The following is a 20,408-nucleotide window of genomic DNA, read 5'->3' as shown; positions in this document are numbered from 1 at the left end:
GGGAAACCCAAAGAGCCTCCAGGGCTACCTCATCTCCGGCTCGACTGTTAGCCGTCTGGGCAGACAATACCGGTGAGATTAGCAGTAGAAATAAAAGTGATAAAGCTGCAAATTTTACTTTCATGCTTCTTAAAAATATTACGTAGATGATATTACTTACTTTTGTTAGTACTAAGAGATAAATAATAGGCTTATGTTACATATTTTAATTTCCACCGGACTACAAATTGCTATACCGTTTTTAATAGTCGCATACACTACAGCGAAGTTTTGAAGTAATACCAAGTAAACTGATAATCTATTATTTTGTTTCAAATATTTCTTATTGAAATATTGATTATTTTCATTTTGCTTCCATAATTTTCAGTGCATTTTTTTGAAAAATTTTATAGAGACAGAGTGATTCATTGACCCTATAAAGGAGACTAAAAGAAAATCTAAATAAATATCAAATACCCAGTCATAAAAAGAGGTGCTCTAAGCAAGTTCAGCTGCCGTTCTTAGTTTTAAGGAGCTTGCAAATCTATTAGAAAGAATCCAATAACAGGCTAAACTTCCTAGGACCCTTAGTAATTAGGAAGTTTTTCTACTTCAATTTTTAAGCCGTTAACTATCCTAAGAGATGCGATACGTAGTTTTAAGAATGGAAAAAACTAAAAAAATAACCTAAATAGGTTAACATATTAAGCTTGTTCAACGGTCAAAAAACTACTTACCTAAGCGCCAAAATTTTCATAATACCATGAGTATGGTAATTTCAAAGTAAGAAAATTTCTACAGTTGGAAGTAAAATAATTCAAGATTTAAGTGTCTCCACCATCCATCCCTGGGCATTAAAGGGACCTTCATGCCAGTTTAAATCCCGATCCCAGTAGCCGGTACAATCATAATAAACTTCTTTGACAAATCCGTAGCTCAGCTCTACTATTAGGGGTCTATCGTCTTTAAAGATATAATCGAGGGCAAGGCACTGGCTATTCACTTTATCCGCTACTTCAAATGACATTCGAATGGTCTCTTTATTAAAATGTTGCTTCTCATATTTAATATGCCCGCTTCCAGAAGCCCGGAAATCTCCTTCCCGCACCAGTCGTTTAATCGCAAAAGCCTTACCATCAATTACAACCACTCTTATATCATAGTCATTTTCCGGAATAAAATCCTGGAAATAGACATATCCCTTTTCATTACCGGCAATACGAGCAAATTCAGGTTTTTTAGCAAAGCGCAATATGCCCTTTATCACATCCCAAAACTCGGTTTTATCTTTCCGGTATTTATACCAGCGGTCTTTTAGGTTTGCCATCTTATCGTATTGGCTGAAGCCCCGTCCGAAAGCTCTTGAAACAAGCTTTTGGGCGTCTGACTTATTATTAACAAGCTTAACGTGTGACGATCCTGCCCCCCTACGCAACTTAAACACTTTTGGGAATTCGGTTTTCTCTATCCATCGTAATGCCTCCTGCTTCTTATAAAATACGTAAGAAGGAACCATGGGAGCCCCAATAGCTTCCAGCAGGTACTTCTGCCCTACCTTGTCATCAAAATGCCAGGCCGTATGGAAATCAGGGAATACATTTTTTCCGGCGGTTTGTAAGGCATAAGTCAGCTCTTTAGCAAACAAAATATCTTTGGGATTTGATTGTTTAAAATGCCACATAAGAGAATCACATTCTCTTAACTGCCAAATAATGTCATTAGAATAGCAGTCAACAATATTATAACTAATTTCCTGTTCATCGCAATATTCAATCCATTTAGAACTGAAATCGTTTGTGCCTTTATGAATTGCAATCATTAATCTAAATATTTTTTAGCCCATATCTCAAAACCGGTCATTAACCAAATGGCATCTAATTGAGCGGAATTTGCTTTTTCAATTTTTGATACCCACTTTGAGACGGAATCGACCTCAAATATCCCCCGTTCTTCAATCCCAGGTTCAATTTCATCTTTCCATCTATTCTGAAAGTCTGTTGAACTCATAAAATCTTTTAGAGGAATTCCGAATCCTTTTTTTCTGCGAAATGCAAAATCGTTGCCGAAATTCTTTGAACAAAGAACCTTTAAAATCATTTTTGCCTCTGTTCTTCCATTTTTACTGCCAATTAATTCATCGCCAGCTATATTTAAGGAACTTGTTACCATTTCATTATCCAAAAATGGAACTCGATTCTCAATACTATGAGCCATAGACATCTTATCTTGCCGCATCAGCAAATCCGGCAAGTAAGTTAAAAGTTCATATTTACGATGTTTTAATATTGGATCTCCATCTAGTTTATCGAGAATACTTTTTCTCTTCTCGAAGGCTAACTTAGAGTCAAATTCCGGATATAATTCATTTGCAGAGTAAATACTACTAAATGAAGATTCCATAATAAGGCGACAGTTACCGTCATTGTAATACCTCAAAAAACTTAAAAGGTTTGGTAAATTTTGCTTTAGCTTACTTAAAAAATGCCTGTTAAAATATGGGGATTGAATATTATTAATAAATCTTCTGTATCCGGCTAAAGCTTCATCGGCTCCTTCACCACTTAATAATACCGTAACATGCTTTTTAGCTTCTTGGCTTAGTAAATATATCCCTATAGTATTGGGGTGATTCAAAGGCTGCTCAAAATGCCAGGTTGCCTTTTCAAGTTCATTAAAATAGTATTCACCTTCCATTGTATATTTATGCGCAATTAATTCCAACTGTCGGGCCACGAAATCAATGTACCTTTCTTCAGAAAAGAGTGGATTAGAAAATTTTATGGAAATGGTCTCCAACCGGCCCTCTTCAAGACTTTTTTTTGCATAATATGCAACCAGGGAAGAATCAACACCCCCGGAAAGCTGACATCCCAATTTTACATCACTAATCATTTGCCGCTGTACACTTCTTTGAAGTGATCTTTCTAAATCATTTAGCGCGTCTTTTTTTGATTTTAGATCTGCACCCTCTTCATTTATATCATAAAAAATATGTTCCTTAATATCTCCAGTTTGACTTACACTTAAATAACTACCTGGCTTACAATTTCGTATATTTTTGAATAGCGTATCATTAATTACATTTCTGAACAATAGAAACTCATCTAACTTAGTCTTATCAAGTTCAAAAGAAAATTCCGGCAAAACACCAAAACTCTTCATTTCTGAGGAAAAAGAAATTCTGCCATTTTGCTTTAAAATATATAAAGGTTTAATCCCAAAGCGATCTCTTGCCAGAAACAGTTTCTTAATTCGCATATCCCAGACGACAATGGCAAACATACCGTTAAGCCTTTTTATCATGCCATCCATGCCATACTCTAAATAGAGATTTAGAACAACTTCGGTATCAGTTGTACTTTTAAAATTATAACCTTTAGTTGTTAAATCATCTTTGTAATCAAAAGCGTTATAAATCTCCCCATTTAACATTAATGCTACCTTATTCTTCTCTGATACCATAGGCTGGTGACCATTGAATGATAAGTCTAAAATGCTTAATCGATTAAATCCAAAAAGCAAATCACATGGCCTTGCCATTTTCTGATTTTCCTTCCCATATGAGACCATCAATTCATCTTTGGTATTTATAGCCAGAATACCCGAATCATCAGGACCACGGTGTTTCTGCAGATCAATCATTTCCTTGATTGTTGTAGTACATTGTTCTTTTCTATGATCCAAATAAAAATAGCCTGCTAGCCCGCACATAATATTACTTTTCCAAAATTAAGTCTGCCAGATGATCAGAACTTATAAATTCAACTTCCGGCCATTTATTGATAATTTTTTGTAACAGTTCTTTTAAAAGTATAAGATTTCTACTTCTATTTTTGGGATTAATACTTCCGATAAAATTAACCCTATGTGTTGAAATAACTGCAGGCTTTTTCCATATAAAAGCGGTGGATATTTCTATTAATGCTTTATCTACCCAATTGATACCAGGATTAGAAGCAGGTTCGAATTGAACATTCCTGATGGAGTATACTTGACCATGACTATTATTTTGACCGATATATCTTCTTATGATATTATAATTATCTTGGTTGTATACCGGTTCTTTTTGGCAGCGTCCTGATTGAATAAGCCGAACTCCATACTTATGAAAAAATATTTCAATATTTCTACCCCAGATATAACAGGGTGCGATTAAAGTCTTTGACCTAAACCCCCATATATCTTCAAATAAATCTAAACCACTTTTTATTTTATCCTCAATTGCACCGAATTGTTTCTCATTGTACGTCGCCATTGCATCTAGGTATTCATTCTTGCAATTTGATCCTTCCCCCTTATAATAGGTAAACATACCCCTATTAAATATTTTAAGAAGTTTAACGTTTCCTTCTTGCAATGCTTTGATCCAATGATGAGTATGTACATGTTCCCTTCCATGAAATTGAGGCTTAAATAGTTTTTCTTCGATTCCTTCGTGATACAACTTCATTACGTTATCACGATTAGGCAGTCTCTCTAAAGTCTGTACAAATGGCTCATAAAAATACTTCCTGAAATCAGCCTCTTTTATCTTATCAAAGTCCGGATTAGCTACGATATTATTAATAGTAAATATTGCAGGGTTCCCATTCATATCCTTAACAGAACTGAGAACCTCCATTAGGTACTCCAGATCTGAATTCGTTTCCAAAGCATCCTTTGAGTTGTATACACACTGATCCAACGGATATCCTTCTTCCAAAAGGTCATTAAATGTACTTTCTGCTGTTCTAATACTTCCCCAATCATCGCTTTGAATAACCACAATTTTTCTATCTGTTTTCCATCCAGGAATATTTATAAAATTACGGCTTAGAATATTTCTCAAACTAGTTAACATGCAATCTATATTTTTATATAAATAATCTTATAAAATCTTCTAGAGATATATTCTTTCCCGCTGTAAATAATGAAACTAAAGGATTACCCAAAACTGATGTGGCACTAATTGAATAGAGCCCAATTCTAAATTGAACAAGTGCATAAAGAAGCAGTGCAGGAAATGCTAAAATAATAAAACGTTTCATTACCCTCTCTTGCTCCCTATTTTGGATATAAAATATGATCAAAGCTAAGGCAAGTATATTTGCGATAGAAGTATATCTACCCCCAGAAGGTATCGAACTGAACAAATTAGCAACACCATAATACAAAAAGGTAAATGACGCCAAACTTAACCAACTTTTATATTCGGATATAAGCTTTCGACCCTTAAAAAAAAGTACAACCAGAAAACCCATAACAGACCATTTCAAGAACTTACCATACCATATTGCATACCAATTACGGTTATCATTGCCGGCGGCACGATACGATTCAACCAAAGACTCAGATCTATAACTAGCGGTACGCTCTTGAATAATTTCAGGTGCGTAGTTTTCTATGGCACTATTAAATACCTCAATATTAATTTCTGACAAAAAGAAAGTGCCAACAAAAAAACAAAAGTATACTACCAGCCTGGTTCCAAATATTAAATAACACAAAAGAACACCAACCGGTACTATAAAAGAAAAATGTACGATAATTGTTGATGTCGAAATTAAAATCCCTTTCTTATTATCTTCGTATAAATAGAGCAATAATCCATAAATAAAAATATGAGCAGCTGTAAACATTCTCCATCCGTTCATATTCCAAATTGGTATTACCAGAAAAAAGCAAATATATAACAAGATAGTAATCAATTGTAGCTTTCCTTCTAAACGCTCAAGTACAAACCACATATTTCTGGAAAAGAAATAACCATAGATAGTTGCAAATACCAAAGTGATTAAAGGCTGGCTATCGGTAAACCTGGATATAATCAGATCAATTATTATCCTTACAAAATCAATTTCCCCACTCTGAAGATAATAATTCCATGCTCCTTCTAGCGTCAGATTAACACTATGTAAATATTCAATATTTGCAATGTAACGAGTAAAATCACTATTAGAGTTACCTGCTCCTATTGCAAATGAAAGTCCATAAAAGGCTACAAAAGCCCATAGAATATTTTTTCCCCAGCTACTTTTGTAATTTTTAAATGCAGTTATTAGAGAAAGTAAAGGCCAAATCAAGAAAAGAATACCTGCGTAATATCCTTTTTTATCAGTTTCATCAACCATGATTTTTTTAAAAATAAAAACTGAAATTTAATAGAGCGTGTATCATGATTAGAAGTGAAATTAAATACATATCTGTTTAATTGACTTAATATTCAATCTGCTGGTATTCACACTGAATTTAAAAAATGAAATGAATATTTGATTAACACTGTGTAATTTCTTTCAAGCATGGATCAATTCTAAAAACTGCTTACACACATTATTAATATCAAATGAAGTGTAATCTTCGAATTCTCTTCTTTTCTCAAAATTAAAATTCAGAAATTCCATCAGTGCCTGCTCACTATACGGATCATTTTTATATTCCAGAATTGGTTTACCCAAGAAAGAATAGTCAACCAGCTTCAAGGACTTTTGAGTACCCTTCTTATATGGAAAGTGAACTAAAAAATCCACGCATTGCAATTTATCGAGCAGCACATCCCTATCCACATAGTCTCTAAGCGTGCATTTTTTTAAAGTACGATCATCTAAATTACTTTTAAAAAAATCTTCCCTTCGTGTATAAACAATAAATCGAAATGACTGTCTAATGGAATTCAGCTTTTCAAGAAAGGGCAAGGCGTAATGTTGATAACTCTCAATATTACCAAAATAAGCAAATGTGATGACATTATTTTTAACATAACTATTATTATCCGTTTTAACAGGAAATGACAAACCCTGAGGTATAATTCTTATTTTATGATGAAATTCTTTAAAATAAGCGGCTTTTGCCCCTTCAAATGGAATAGATAAATAATCCGTCTTTCGGCAAAACCATTTTTCGATAAAAGAAAAATAAAATGGAACCTTAAAAGAATCATTTTCATGACCAAAATAAGGATCCCCACAATCAGCTACCCAAGTTTTAGCAATTAGATTATTCTCGTCTCGTGACCAAGCTACGCCCCAATGAATGGGATATGGTACTGCAATAGATATTATCAGATCATATCCTGTTGCTGATTTTAAAGCTCGTTTAACTCGGTACATTAGCTCAATTTCAGGATATTCAAAAAAGAGATTGAGTCCTCTTCTTAGTACTCTTTTCAAATAGTGCAAAAAAAAACGATCATCATCATGTAATTTTATTCTAGGAAATTTTAACGGACCAAAATTTATGATAGTTACTCCATATTTCTTTTCAAAGGAAACATGTATTTCGTCATTTTTTTTAGTGAGTAGGTGTACTTCATGACCAAGGCGGGCAAACTCCCTCACCAATTCAGTGGTCCGTATTGATCTAGGGGATTTATCCGGGTAAAATGATGCTGAAACTATAAGTATTTTTTTCTTCAAATCACCGTCCATATACTAATTTTCAAATTATCTGCAATATTTTATGATAGGCCATAGTTAATATTGAATAACGCATTAAATGAGAAAAACTGAAAACATTTCAAACATTCCAACAAATTCATCTCTCTGAAATAAAAATTCGATAACTTACTTCCTAACGTACTTACTTTTACATTTCACACGGTCCCAACATGAAGCCGTTATTTTAACACTTGGGACTAGTACTTATAACATGTTTCTTCTATATAAATGTAATATAAACTCAATTGGAAAAAGAAAGAAGTGAATTAAAAATATCTATAAATTAAATAGATTTTAATTTTATACCCAAAACCTGTAAATAAAATTTGAACATCTACAAAAGAATAAATAAAGAAATACAAACTTTGTACTCTTTATATGTAAAATGCAAAATTAAAAATGATAACTGAAAACATAATACTTTCTATGTTTCGGGTTCAGTTTTCATAGATTATGAATAACTATTTAATAGATTTCAGTTCTTAACTTTGCGGGCAAATTTATGCTTGAATTCCTTATACATCGGGTAGCCGGTTACTTTTTCCCACCAGCTTCCAAGATCCACACTGTTAAGGTGCTCCACAAGTGATTCCATATTATCATGGAAAACGTGCATTTCTTTAAAAAAGCGGTAATAGGGTTTCACAATTTCAGTTGGGTTATCCACATTACAAATGGCAACAACCGGATGGTTTACATATACGCATTCCAAAAAATTTGTAGAGGGTATATTAAGATGAACCATCACTCGGGATGCCTTGACCAGCTCATGAATTGGCCTCATGCCCCGGTCAATGCTGATCCTTTCCGGCTTATTCAGATATCTTAGTTGACCGCTGTTATTCATCTTCCTTGTGTATCCACGCGGTCTAAGTATAATATCAGGGTATTTCTTATACTCTATTTTCTTAAAAAACAGTTCACTAATTTTTTTGTAGCTTTTTTTGTTGGCTATGTTTACCTGGTTATAAACAATGCAGATATCATAATGCTCATTGGTTTTATACTCTTTATAGCACCGACTAAACTGTTCAAGCCTATAAGCAACATGAGGCTCATCTTTATCATGTATTTTCCATCCAAAAGTGCGTAATTTGTCGATTTTGATGTAAGTAATTGGCGAAGGAGAGCCAACCTTTTCTCCAAAATTACACCCTAACTGATAAAGGTAGTATTTTGCCCCATGTTCCAAATAGAGTGCGATAATTAGATCCATCATACCCGAAAGATGTTCAGCATGGAATATCTTTTTATGAGGTTCAAAGAGATTAATTTTTGAAATATTCTTCTTAAAATCTTCAACATAATACCTGGGTAACTGCAAGATCACATTCTTTCTAAATATGGAATCCTCACTTTCAGCAATAGATTTAAGTTTTTTTCTGAGCCCTGTATCCAAAATAAATGATGAAATATTATAATATGCCGGACAGTAGGTGCCTAGGCCAAATCGTTCCAACTCTTTTCCCCTAATTCCAACACAAATATTTTTGTTTACTTCTAAAATGTTATTAATCTTGTTCATTGAATTCCCCTTGTAGAAGGCCTTGGCCATTTGACGGACTCTTTCGCGCCACCTATCCTTCCAGTTTGGCAATTCCCATCCATTGATCGGTGTAATAGCTGGCCTGGAACGTATAATTTGTTCAGACATCTGTAGTTCCCTGTTTACACATAACCATGCATAATCTTCAAGGAGGATTACCCAGAATCGAAAAGAGTATCCCGTGCCGTGTATTTCATTCATTACCTTTGTAAGATATTCACACAGTTCAATAACTTTGCCGGGCCTATTTTGGTAAAATCCCGGAACTTCATACATTTTTTTCATTTTAAGAAAACTAAATAATGTCTTTAATTACATCTTTGCTAATTGGTGTCCCTTTCTGTATGGAAGCTTTGGACTGCCTATTCAATATCTTGTCTAAATATTTAGGATGTAAACCATAACCAGGGCGGATACTTTTTACATTTTTGTCTGTAAAAATTTCACCTTTCTTAATATCCTTAACAGCAAATAGTGAGCGTGCAAACTTTTTATTCTTTTCAACTTTATCAGAAAGTTCGTACGTCACTTCACCCAGAGCTTTTTCTGCTTCTCTAACAGCTATTACCATGGAACTAAATTCTTCCAGATCCAATGAAAAGTCAGCATCAGGACCACCAATAGATTTATCTAAAATAAAATGCTTTTCAATGACTGTAGCTCCCAAACTTGTTGCGACGATAGGAACCGTATTACCAAGAGTGTGATCAGAAAGGCCGACTTCAACACCAAAACGCTTTTTCATCTCGACCATTGTTCTCAGGTTTGCCAGCTCTACTGGTGCAGGATAAGAAGAGGTACATTTAAGAAGAATGATCTCTTCGTTACCTGCCTTACGACAGGTATCCACGGCAAGTTGAATATCTTCTTCTGTGGCAATGCCGGTACTCATGATAATTGGCTTACCTTTTGAAGCAGCATATTCAATTAATGGGATATCTTGTATTTCGAAAGAGGCAATTTTATAGGCCGGGGTATCCAGTTCTTCTAAAAAGTCAACGGCCGTCTTATCAAAAGGAGAAGAAAAGACAATCAACCCTTCCCTTCTTGCCGCATTAAAAAGTTCCTCATGCCATTCCCAGGGAGTATAAGCCTCAGCATATAAATCATACAAGGTTTTCCCATCCCAAAGTGTGCCTCCCTCTATTTGAAAGTATTTATTATCGCAATCAATGGTAATGGTATCAGGAGTGTAGGTTTGAAGTTTAATAGCATCCGCACCTGCCTCCTTTGCTGCTTTAATGGTTTTAAGGGCAATTTCTTTGTCTCCATTATGATTTGCTGAAAGTTCAGCAATAATAAAAGTTTTACTGTCGACCGATATCTCAAAATGGCCAATTTTCATGATTGGAATACCATTCCTTTTTTTATGCAATTGTTAACTTCTTTATTACGAATAATATTTATCTGAATTGCTCCATTAGGGCACTTCACTACTGGAAATGATTCAATATCAAGTATCAATCCATTTGGATCTTCATTGGAAAATCCTGCATCCGAAAATACAACCTTGTCAATAATTACTTTTTTGTTATTAATAAAGGTATATGCCCCCGGATAAGGAGCCGCTTGGGCACGTACCCAGTTGTAAATTCGTTCTCTCTGCCAATTCCAGTTAATTTCTCCATCTTCAGGAGTTCGTTTACCAAAATAAGTAGCTTTACTATGATCCTGAGGAATTGGCTCAAGTTGATCATTTATATGATCCTTAATCACCTCCTTTACAAAATTAGGATAAATGGCATTAAATTTTTTTAAAATGTCTGCTCCGGTTTCACTCGGATGAATATTGATTTCGCGCTGCTTTACAATCGCACCAGTATCACAATTCTTATCAATTAAATGAGCAGTTACACCCGTTTTTTTTTCGTTATTTATGATAGCCCAAACATGTGGTGTCCTGCCTCTATATTTTGGTAATAAACTACCATGGAAATTAATTGAAACTGGGAGCCTATCTACTAATTCTTCATCTAACAAAAAAAGATAATTTATTGACAATATGATATCCGGTTTTATCTCTAATGAATTTAAGAAAGCAAGTAACATACCATTTCTTGGGTTTCCGATAAAAGCCGGAATATCAAATTCTCTCGCAAGCTTTATAAGTGATTCAGACCTAATATCTATTGCCAGAAAAACAGGTGTATAATTATTTAGTAACTCTTTAGTTACCTGGTAACCTAAATTACCGGATGTAATTACACCAATATTCATGCTTAAAATTTTCTGAATTCCGATGCAAGCCGAATGTGGCTCCTATTATCTATTACCTGCTTTTGATTCTCTCTTATCTGTTCTAATTTAATTCCATTAAGTCTATTAATTGATGAAGCAATTTTGTTCCGATCAAAGTTACAAACGTCAATAAATACGTCCTTTTTTTTAAATCCCCGATAAATTAAAAACTGATTAGCCATATACATTCCCGATATAGCCGGTGTATTTACAGAAATTATTTCAAATAAAATTCCACTCGCAGGTACAATACCAAAGTCAGCGTTAATCATCTCTTGCCTAATCTCTTTTGCAGATAACGATGTTTTAACACTAACAACAAGATTCTTCCTTTGTCTGATAATATTCTTTAAATCATCATGATGTTGATACCTGTTTCCCAGAATAACCGTAACATTAAACTCATTTTGGGGCAACCACTCGAGTATTTTGCTTGTCAGGTTTTTAGGATCTGAACCACCAAAACAGATAAAAATATTTTTTATTACGTTTTTAAAATTTCTTTTATTGTGGTTTGAAGATTTAAGAAATTCAGGTCTTAGTAAAGCATAATCCGGACCTAAAAGATATTTTGTATAAGGCTCCCCATCATACTCATTCTCGGTAATACCGGGGGCGTGATTAATAACAAGATCCGCATAAAAGTACTGATCGTGAAAGTCATCTATACAAACCAGTTTCGCACCTTTGTCCTTAATTTTTTTCTGATAGCCCGAATCAAATTGATAACCGTCCAAAACTACAATTTCATCACCGTTCAGGGAAGCCATAAAATCTGACTCCTGATTGATTAAGGTCACCGTCCAGCCTTCCTCCTTAATTTCTCTTTGCAAAGAATCGGGCAGGCTTAGTGAGTAAAAATGAATATCAAATTCATCTTTAATCATATGGGCCAGGGAAATACAGCGTACGATATGGCCAAGTCCTATGCTAGAACTGCCGTCTGTTCGTATCTTAACCTGGCCTTTCATTTACTAGTTCAATCTCTTAAAGCCTGAATGGCACACCGGTCCATCCAAAAGCTCATGAATATCTTTGCCTTTTTCACACTCTGCAATAGTTCCAAAAATTTCTTCCAGGTTTGAAAAATAGCGTTCTAGTACTTTGTCGGTATGAGCAGTACTTACATATACGCCGGTAGCCGCAAGAAAACCCCTCTTCAGCATTTCCTGGGTGATCAGGGTTTTATAAGCAAGTGCGTTTTCACTATTAAAACTGAAGGAGATCAAGGCCGGTAACCCGGATATAGCTATGGACAATCCGTAAGTATCTGCCATAGCCCTCCATCGATCAGCAATACTATTTCCGGTGTGTGTTAGCGTCTCCCAGCTTTCATCGCGTTCCATCACTTTCAATGTTGCCAGGGCAGCTGTCGGCCCGATTCTTTCCGTCCAGAATGTACTGCTAATAAAGGTTTTTTGGGCGGCCTCCATAATTTCCCGTTTCCCGATTGCGGCTGTAATGGCATACCCGTTGCCCAGTGCTTTGCCAAACAGGGCCATATCCGGTTCAACCCCGTAGAGCTTATGCAGGCCCCCGAATGTTTGCCTGAATCCGGAGGTACACTCGTCAAAGATCAGAATAATATTTCTTTTATTTGCCAGTTCCCTCACCTTTTCCAGGAATCGGTCCTCAGGCTCTTTATTCCGTGACACCTCCATTTTGATTGCACCGATGTCGTGCTTGTTTACAATGGCTTCCAGCTCTTCAAAATTATTATAATTGAAAGGAAATACCGTATTTTTCAGATTACCCGGAACTCCTTTAGGATCCAATCCCGGTAACAGGTGGCCTTTCAAATTCTCATCATCAGTCAAGTTGGCAGCAAGGTACCAGTCGTGCCAGCCGTGATAGCCGCAAATAGCCACCTTGTCCTTACCGGAGGCAGTCCGGGCAATACGTATGGCGATGGCATTGGCCTCTCCACCGGTCCGTGCAAAGCGTACCATGTCTGCCCAGGGATGCATTTCCACCAACCTTTCGGCAAGTTCAACCTCTTCGGGACAATTAAAGGTAGACATATTCCCTTTATCGATGACACCGCGCACCGCATCATCTACTTCCTCCTGTCCATAGCCCAGAATATTGGTGCCGATTCCCATGATGGACATATCGATATACTTGTTTCCGTCAAGATCCCAAACCTCACAGCCTTTGGCCTTGGAATAGTAAGCCGGCCACTGTTCCGGCAAGAACATTTCCGGCCGTTTTGAAAGCAGCATGGTTCCACCCGGTATTAGTGTTTTTGCTTTTTTATAGAGTTCCTGACCTGTTCCCATTATTGATCTTTCTCCAAAGATTTTAGAAATCCTTCGTTTCTTTCGAATTTATTATTTATTGATGCCAAATTATTCTCCAGTATATAGTCAGCATATTCTTTCCAGGTTTTATCTGTTCCTAAACGTTCAATAAGTTTCTCTATTAAAATAAAATCTTCTTTTTGATCCACCGTCATGCGAATCTTCCCATAATCATGTTTAGAAGAATAATTCAGCGCTTTAAATAAGTTCCCGCCTTTAATATCAGCATTGTTTCTTATATACGGAGTTACATGTTCACGTTCTGAATGCTTTTCGGCCTCTTTCCACGCCTTTTCCAAAGCTTTAAACGTAAAGACTTCCACATCCTGCCCGTCAGGATAATGAGGATCAATAGTATTAGACACATAGTCTGCCTTTTTTTGCCTGGAAAAATCAATAATCTCATCTACCAATGTAGGATCCAGTAATGGGCAATCTGAGGTAACCCTCACCACCCATTTTGGCTGAAAGGGCTTAGCCGCACAGTAAAAACGATCGAGTACATCCTCTTCAGAGCCCCTGTAGGTATGATACCCCCACTCTTTAGCCAATTCATCTATTTTTTGATCTTCTTTTTCCAGAGTGGTAGCTACTACCATTTCCGAGACATTCTTACATTTATTTAAACGGTCTAAATGAATTTGCAACAGGGGCTTTTCGACTACCTTTTTTAATACTTTGCCCGGTAGCCTTGAGCTCCCGGTTCTGGCCTGGGTAATAAGCAGCGTGTTTACGGCCATAAGCTTGGGTTTAGAAGGTTTTTGTTCTCAATATGAATGGTATCAATTTCATTTATTACAGACTGCGGCAGTTCTTTGTCACATAGATTTAAATTACTCTCCAGCTGATTCTGAGAATCCACTCCGATGATAACCCGGTCAATAAACGGTTGTCTCAGGCAGTACTGCAAAGCAAGAGTTGCAATCGATATTCCCAGCTCTTCTGAAAGGGACTGTATTTTACGTAAGGGTTCAAGCAGCCGCTTAACCACGGGATGATCCTCTCTCAAATTTTTAAAAAACAGCCCCTGTAAAAAGGCCGAACGCGTATGGATGATTTTTCCTTTACCTTTAGCAGACCGGATCAGTTCACCTTTAATTGATGTATTGTCAAACAGGTTAAATGGCAGCTGTACCAGATCAATAATGTCATCATCCATAACCTGCTCTAACTCTTCATTAGTATACAAAGATACACCAAGGTTTTTAAATACACCATTCTCTTTCTGTTTTGCCAATTCCTCTTTTAATTGAGGATCCGTAGTGTATGAATCGAATGAATGAAACATGACCGCTTCATGCTTATCTATATTCAATTCTTCAATATAGGTAAGCAATCTTGTTCTAACTTTATTTATAGCAATTTCCTTCGGTATTTTTGTAATGACATTGAACCGCTGCTTGGGATGTTCTTGATGGAAGTCACCTATTACATTATGAGCACATCCGTATACCTCGGCCGTGTCCAGTGTTTGAATACCATTTCTATAAGCCGTTTCAAGAATTTTAAAACTTTCCTGTTTCGAGATCCTGCCGGACGGGTTATTAATTCCGTATGGCAGCCCCATTTGTACCGTACCTAAAATCAGTCTATCATTCATACTTGAAATCCGGATTAAAAAGCGCCATCCTAACTATATTAGAATATTTGCCTTCATATAACGAATGCTTTTTATAAACCCCTTCCTCAGAGAAGCCCATTGATCTGTATAGATGCAGGGCTGCCTCATTGACAGCGACTACTCCCAGAGTTATTTTTCGAATTCCCAGTTCTTCAAAGCAATAATCAATAATAGTGTTTGAGGCCTCGCGCGCATACCCTTTGCCCCACTCCGATTTTCTGCCCATCATAATGCCGTACTCGACTCTTCCGTCTTTTTCATTAATCGGATCCATTTTAATTTTACCCAAATGCATACCGTTCTCTTTCAGGTGTATAGCCAAGAACAGGATTTCTTTCTCTTCAACTTCCTTAAGGAATTTTCTCAATTTCTCCCCGGTATAATCCCCGCCGCTCTCCATATAACAAATCATATCAGGATCATTCATCCAGTCCACATAATCCTGGGAGTGATGTTCCATAGACACCGGCTTGTAAACCAGGTGTTCAGATTCGAGTTCGGATGCTTTTATAAATTAACTGTAGTAACCCATTATTTTTTCAATGACATACTGCTGATCCTCATCACTCAGGGTAGGAAACATCGGCAAGCTGATGCAGTGCTTATAGTAGGTTTCGGCATGAGGCATGTCTCCAACCTTCCAGCCAAATTGCCTGTAATAGGGCATCAGATGCAGCGGGATATAATGAATTTGAGCGTAAATGTTTTGTTCTCTCAAATAATTGTATAATCCCAGTCTGTCCTCTGCCTCAATAACATACAAGTGATAGGCATGACCTTCTACCACTCCCGATTGATTCTTAATAAATGACTTTCCTTTAAAAGCCTCATCATATACTTTTGCAATTTCCCGTCGCCGCACCAATCCCTCGTCCGCTCTCTGCAATTGACTTAAACCCAAAGCACATTGAAAATCCGTTAACCTATAATTGTAACCCAGCTCCTGCATTTCCATGTACCAGGCGGGGTAATTTTGAATCCGCCGGTGGTCGGACGAGTTCCTGAATTTTGAATTTTGAATTCCGGCGGCAAAACTTTTAGAATTTTGGAACTCCTCTTTGTTCTTGGTGATGCCGTGGGATCGGAGTTTAAAGAGCTTGTTATAAAGTTTTTCATCATTGGTAGTAATCATCCCTCCTTCGCCGGCTGCGATGTGTTTTACCGGATGGAAGGAGAAGATTGCCAAATCGGCAAAATTGCCGTTACCGCAGCGTTGCTGCTTGGCTTTGCTATCTGTAAAGTAGCCTCCCGGCGCATGGCAGGCATCTTCAATGATCCAAAGATTATACTCGTCAGCAAGCTCAATGAATGCTTCTAGGTTTACGGCTCTTCCAGCAAAATCGACCGGTATTATGCCTTTGTAGGTACCTTTAGGTGAATCTTCCAAAAGCTTTCTTACTTTTTCAATATCCAGTAAATAGGTATCCGGATCGATGTCTGCAAAGTCCACTTCTCCCCCGCAGTAACGCACACAGTTTGCGGAAGCAGCAAAGGTAATGGGAGTAGTTATTACTTTATCACCTTCAGTTACATCCAGAGCCAAGGCACAGAGATGCAGGGCAGCTGTTCCATTTGAGACCGCAACGGCGTATTTAGATTCTACATAATTGGCAAAAGCTTCTTCGAATTCTGCTATTTTAGGACCTTGGGTCAGATAGTCCGATTTCAGCACCTCTGTTACCGCCTCAATATCAGATTCATTAATATGTTGCTTCCCATAGGGAATGTTATGATTAGACTCACCCACTGATTTTTTTTCAGTTTTAAAATTCACTTATTGTTTGATTGGTTTAGGGTTTTCACAGTCCGCGCTACTTTATTATTGCTTGTTATTGTACAGTTCCTGCTCCTGTATTTGCGAGGTTATCAATAAAGATGTGTACAATTCCAAACACGCCTTTATGAACCAGTTATATTCCTGCGATTGTTAACACGTTATTTATAAAATTTTTTTAAATAGGTGTTTCTATCAAGCTGAAATTGTTGATAACATCTTTTCTGTTTTTTTATGCGTGATCGATATTCATCTTCTTTTATGCTAAATATTTTTTTCAATGCATTAATGAAATTGGAAAAAGCAAATATCGATTCAGGTCCTAATTTCTCTTTAAAGGATTTTGCATTCAAGCTACCTTGTCTTGCCAACAAAATACCGTTGGCATTTAAAAACGTAAGTGCCCCCCCAACACCCCCACGACCTCTCAATATAAGAAAATTAACCTTGCTCATTAATTTTTGATACTCATCGTAGGGCATTCGTGAAATTTTACTCCAATGCAAATTCAGCTTCCTTAATTTCGAAAGCTTACCAATAATAGTCTCAAGAAATCTTGCAAAATATGATAAAAATGATCCTGAAGATAGCTTCCAAGTATATAATTTTATCTTTACTGAACTTAGTTTTTTATTAAATATTAGAAACATGATAAAACTCAATAAGAATCTAATATAGTTCACTTTTTGCGGTGACCTGGTATCAAAAAGAATTGTATATTTAAATCGAATCTCATCTACACCATCCAGACTCATTGGTAAAAACTTATCCGGGATAAAGAAAGAGTAGTTCGTAGATAGTACGTCTCTTTCCAAAATATTCTTGAGCAAATCACCGAACGTTTTATTGATAATATAGTTGTCAACACTCAACAACACCTGTATTACATTTTCATCTATCTTATACCTCTTGCTAGGTCGTAGTTTACCGAAAATTTGTTTAACTCGACGCCAACGATTTACTTCATCGTCAGTTAATATGATGTGGATTTTTTTATCAATATTTTTTTCTTGATCTATCAAATCTAAAATAATTGGTGCATTTCCAGGCACTAATGAAAGAAAGTGTATCTTACTATATTCATTTAAATCATCATCATATATATTTTTCCATTCCCGAAAGTTTTTAAACCGTGAAAGGGCTTTAAACTTATCATGTTTCCGCTCATCATAGTTTTCAGAGTTGTGGTAAATAACAATTTTTTCTTTTGATACGATATCATTTGATAGCAGGCAAGCTACATAAGAATACAAATGACTATTATTGAAAGGATTTACAAAGGCTATCATTACAGCAGTGTTTGGGTTAGAGTATCTACAACGACGTCTTCTTCCATTTCGTAATAAAATGGCAATCTTACTAAACAATCAGAATAACGATCAGACCAAGGTAAATGGCGCCCATCGTGCTTATCTTTATAAAATTCACTTTTATGCAAGCTTAAATAATGAAACACTGCATGCACCCCTTGTTCCTTTAATTGATATATTAATTTATCTCGATGATCTATGTTTTTACACACTAAATAAAACATATGGGCATTGTTTGTGGCATACTCAGGAATGTGAGGCATCCTGATATCCATGCTTTCTCCCCAGCGTTTCAGCCCTGATTCATACTGATGCCAAATTTGACACCGTCGATTCTGGATATTTTCTAGATTCTCTAATTGTGCGTACAAAAATGCAGCAGTTATTTCAGAAGGTAAAAAGGAGGAGCCTACATCTACCCAACCGTATTTATCTACTTCTCCCCTGAAGAAGGCTGAGCGATTGGTGCCTTTCTCCCAAATGATTTCTGATCGTTCGATAAATTGATCTTCATTTATAACCAGCATCCCTCCTTCTCCGGAAATAATATTCTTAGTTTCATGAAACGAGAAACACCCCAAATGACCTATGGAACCCAACGGTTTTTTTGTTCCATCTGAAAATGTAAAATAACTATCTATCGCTTGGGCAGCATCTTCAATCACTAAAAGATTATGCTTTTCGGCTATATGCATAATTTTTTTCATATCACATGCAACGCCGGCATAATGGACTACTACAATTGCTTTAGTTTTCTCATTAATGACCTCCTCTATCTTATCTTCATCCATTCCGGGATGGTCTTCCCTTGAATCTATAAAGCGAATTTTTGCGCCATGGAGTACAAATGCGTTAGCGGTAGAAACGAAGGTATAGGAGGGCATAATTACTTCATCACCTTCTCCAATATTGGCCAGTATGGCCGTCATCTCCAATGCATCCGTACAAGAATTTGTAAGGAGACATTTCTTGAAGCCATAACGCTCCCTAAAAAAATGTTGGCATTTTTTAGTGTACTCTCCATTTCCGGATATTTTTCCGGACTCTACAGCTTTCTTTATGTACTCGGTTTCATCTCCGGTGAGAAACGGTTTGTTAAACGGAATTCCCATAACTAAAGCTTCCTCAATTTAGGGCCACCAACATAAATCCCAGAACTTTCAATATTATTAACTATAAGTGTTACGGCTCCAGTTTGGACACTATTCGTAATATTTACGCCATCTTTAAATATAGTTCCGGTCCCTATGAAACATGTTTCTCCAATTTCAACATAACCTGATGTTGTTACAGATGGCGCCAATAATGAGCAAGCCCCAATAATCGAGTCATGACTCACAACAACATTCTTTGTTATGATTACGCCTGACTTTATTTTAACCCCTTTATCTACAGTAGAATTTGGACCAATAAATACACCTTCACCTATTTCAGCTGTAATATCCACATATGCTGTTGGATGTATGTACGTATAAAGCTGAAACCGCTCTTCTTTAAGTTTTAAAATCAAATCTAACTTAAATTCTAAGTGTTTATAACCAATTCCTATTGCTACACAATCAAATAAGTTAGAATCAAGTTTATATAAATTTTCAATACCCGACATAACAGGTTTACCCAAAACTTTCTCGTCGATTTTTTTTGTGTCATCTACCCATCCAACGACCTCATCCTCCGAATAATGAGTTATAAAATGATTAAATTTTTGACCTAAGACACCCGCACCAATTATTAGTACTTTTTTCATGATGTATGGATTTCTAATACTTGTTCAGAAATATCAACTTTTTTATCCTTAGAATAATAAACTATAATACCCGGCATTTTATCTGCCCCATCAATTAATGAGGATACATCTTCTCCAACATTATAAATTGATTTTGCAAATACTATATCAGAGTACTTATGGGAATTGTCACTTATTTTTGTAATCGTTCCTGCTTTGNATAATACCCGGCATTTTATCTGCCCCATCAATTAATGAGGATACATCTTCTCCAACATTATAAATTGATTTTGCAAATACTATATCAGAGTACTTATGGGAATTGTCACTTATTTTTGTAATCGTTCCTGCTTTGGGAATCACATAATAAACACCAGAAAACCCTATATTTATTGGTTTAAGGTTATCTAAATTAAATCCTCCTAATGCAACTTCAATTACAGCTCTAACAAAATCCACGCCTGTTGACAATGGCACCATATGTGAACCTATTAACTCACCT

At 36.2% G+C, this 20,408-nt stretch carries 15 protein-coding genes and 1 pseudogene; all 16 read right to left on the bottom strand.

Features of this window, described 5'->3' with window-relative positions; genetic code table 11:
- Positions 1 to 796 precede the first annotated feature (796 nt).
- Complete coding sequence (locus tag G3570_RS16080) at positions 797 to 1,660, bottom strand: ATP-grasp domain-containing protein (protein WP_249067230.1); 864 nt, start codon at positions 1,658 to 1,660, stop codon at positions 797 to 799.
- A gap of 137 nt (positions 1,661 to 1,797) precedes the next feature.
- Entirely contained in the window at positions 1,798 to 3,690 is a 1,893-nt protein-coding gene (gene asnB / locus G3570_RS16075; protein WP_165143888.1) for an asparagine synthase (glutamine-hydrolyzing), read from the bottom strand.
- Between the two features lie 4 nt (positions 3,691 to 3,694).
- The gene (locus G3570_RS16070; protein ID WP_165143887.1) at positions 3,695 to 4,807 is read right to left on the bottom strand and encodes a hypothetical protein; all 1,113 of its coding nucleotides are present in this window, start codon (positions 4,805 to 4,807) and stop codon (positions 3,695 to 3,697) included.
- A 25-nt stretch (positions 4,808 to 4,832) separates the two neighbouring features.
- A complete protein-coding gene (locus G3570_RS16065; protein WP_165143886.1) occupies positions 4,833 to 6,089 on the bottom strand; it encodes an EpsG family protein in 1,257 nt (418 codons plus the stop codon).
- Between the two features lie 162 nt (positions 6,090 to 6,251).
- The gene (locus G3570_RS16060) at positions 6,252 to 7,382 is read right to left on the bottom strand and encodes a glycosyltransferase family protein (RefSeq protein WP_165143885.1); all 1,131 of its coding nucleotides are present in this window, start codon (positions 7,380 to 7,382) and stop codon (positions 6,252 to 6,254) included.
- A gap of 484 nt (positions 7,383 to 7,866) precedes the next feature.
- Positions 7,867 to 9,222 carry a hypothetical protein gene (locus G3570_RS16055; RefSeq protein ID WP_165143884.1) on the bottom strand — a complete coding sequence of 452 codons (1,356 nt, stop codon included), beginning with the start codon at positions 9,220 to 9,222 and terminating at the stop codon, positions 7,867 to 7,869.
- A gap of 10 nt (positions 9,223 to 9,232) precedes the next feature.
- Positions 9,233 to 10,282, bottom strand: coding sequence for a pseudaminic acid synthase (pseI, locus tag G3570_RS16050; RefSeq protein WP_165143883.1), 1,050 nt, complete (start codon positions 10,280 to 10,282; stop codon positions 9,233 to 9,235).
- Complete coding sequence (locus G3570_RS16045; RefSeq protein ID WP_165143882.1) at positions 10,279 to 11,154, bottom strand: methionyl-tRNA formyltransferase; 876 nt, start codon at positions 11,152 to 11,154, stop codon at positions 10,279 to 10,281. The genes pseI and G3570_RS16045 overlap by 4 nt, the downstream gene beginning before the upstream one ends.
- A 2-nt stretch (positions 11,155 to 11,156) precedes the next feature.
- Positions 11,157 to 12,146, bottom strand: coding sequence for a UDP-2,4-diacetamido-2,4,6-trideoxy-beta-L-altropyranose hydrolase (gene pseG, locus G3570_RS16040; RefSeq protein ID WP_165143881.1), 990 nt, complete (start codon positions 12,144 to 12,146; stop codon positions 11,157 to 11,159).
- Between the two features lie 3 nt (positions 12,147 to 12,149).
- A pseudogene (locus G3570_RS16575) lies at positions 12,150 to 14,215 on the bottom strand (aminotransferase class III-fold pyridoxal phosphate-dependent enzyme).
- Complete coding sequence (locus tag G3570_RS16030; RefSeq protein WP_165143880.1) at positions 14,206 to 15,075, bottom strand: aldo/keto reductase; 870 nt, start codon at positions 15,073 to 15,075, stop codon at positions 14,206 to 14,208. The pseudogene G3570_RS16575 and the gene G3570_RS16030 overlap by 10 nt, the downstream one beginning before the upstream one ends.
- On the bottom strand, positions 15,068 to 15,556 hold the full coding sequence (locus tag G3570_RS16025; protein ID WP_165143879.1) for a GNAT family N-acetyltransferase: 489 nt from the start codon (positions 15,554 to 15,556) through the stop codon (positions 15,068 to 15,070). The genes G3570_RS16030 and G3570_RS16025 overlap by 8 nt, the downstream gene beginning before the upstream one ends.
- 54 nt (positions 15,557 to 15,610) lie before the next feature.
- Positions 15,611 to 16,870 (bottom strand): UDP-4-amino-4,6-dideoxy-N-acetyl-beta-L-altrosamine transaminase, encoded by a 1,260-nt coding sequence (gene pseC, locus G3570_RS16020; protein ID WP_346267332.1) that lies wholly within the window; start codon positions 16,868 to 16,870, stop codon positions 15,611 to 15,613.
- A 161-nt stretch (positions 16,871 to 17,031) separates the two neighbouring features.
- Entirely contained in the window at positions 17,032 to 18,159 is a 1,128-nt protein-coding gene (locus G3570_RS16015) for a hypothetical protein (protein WP_165143878.1), read from the bottom strand.
- Entirely contained in the window at positions 18,159 to 19,292 is a 1,134-nt protein-coding gene (gene rffA / locus G3570_RS16010) for a dTDP-4-amino-4,6-dideoxygalactose transaminase (RefSeq protein WP_165143877.1), read from the bottom strand. The genes G3570_RS16015 and rffA overlap by 1 nt, the downstream gene beginning before the upstream one ends.
- Before the next feature lie 2 nt (positions 19,293 to 19,294).
- Positions 19,295 to 19,927 (bottom strand): LbetaH domain-containing protein, encoded by a 633-nt coding sequence (locus tag G3570_RS16005; protein WP_165143876.1) that lies wholly within the window; start codon positions 19,925 to 19,927, stop codon positions 19,295 to 19,297.
- Between the last annotated feature and the right edge of the window lie 481 nt (positions 19,928 to 20,408).

This window comes from Halalkalibaculum roseum (assembly GCF_011059145.1).
Classification (GTDB): domain Bacteria; phylum Bacteroidota; class Rhodothermia; order Balneolales; family Balneolaceae; genus Halalkalibaculum; species Halalkalibaculum roseum.
This window is presented reverse-complemented; position numbering and strand designations above follow the sequence as displayed.

Excerpts from the sequence above, each read along its gene's own strand:
- G3570_RS16080 (WP_249067230.1), bottom strand. The coding sequence starts at position 1,660 with ATGTGGCATTTTAAACAATCAAATCCCAAAGATATTTTGTTTGCTAAA.
- asnB (WP_165143888.1), bottom strand. The coding sequence starts at position 3,690 with ATGTGCGGGCTAGCAGGCTATTTTTATTTGGATCATAGAAAAGAACAA.
- G3570_RS16065 (WP_165143886.1), bottom strand. The coding sequence starts at position 6,089 with ATGGTTGATGAAACTGATAAAAAAGGATATTACGCAGGTATTCTTTTC.
- G3570_RS16060 (WP_165143885.1), bottom strand. The coding sequence starts at position 7,382 with ATGGACGGTGATTTGAAGAAAAAAATACTTATAGTTTCAGCATCATTT.
- G3570_RS16055 (WP_165143884.1), bottom strand. The coding sequence starts at position 9,222 with ATGAAAAAAATGTATGAAGTTCCGGGATTTTACCAAAATAGGCCCGGC.
- pseI (WP_165143883.1), bottom strand. The coding sequence starts at position 10,282 with ATGAAAATTGGCCATTTTGAGATATCGGTCGACAGTAAAACTTTTATT.
- G3570_RS16045 (WP_165143882.1), bottom strand. The coding sequence starts at position 11,154 with ATGAATATTGGTGTAATTACATCCGGTAATTTAGGTTACCAGGTAACT.
- pseG (WP_165143881.1), bottom strand. The coding sequence starts at position 12,146 with ATGAAAGGCCAGGTTAAGATACGAACAGACGGCAGTTCTAGCATAGGA.
- G3570_RS16030 (WP_165143880.1), bottom strand. The coding sequence starts at position 15,075 with ATGAATGATAGACTGATTTTAGGTACGGTACAAATGGGGCTGCCATAC.
- G3570_RS16025 (WP_165143879.1), bottom strand. The coding sequence starts at position 15,556 with ATGGAACATCACTCCCAGGATTATGTGGACTGGATGAATGATCCTGAT.
- G3570_RS16015 (WP_165143878.1), bottom strand. The coding sequence starts at position 18,159 with ATGATAGCCTTTGTAAATCCTTTCAATAATAGTCATTTGTATTCTTAT.
- rffA (WP_165143877.1), bottom strand. The coding sequence starts at position 19,292 with ATGGGAATTCCGTTTAACAAACCGTTTCTCACCGGAGATGAAACCGAG.
- G3570_RS16005 (WP_165143876.1), bottom strand. The coding sequence starts at position 19,927 with ATGAAAAAAGTACTAATAATTGGTGCGGGTGTCTTAGGTCAAAAATTT.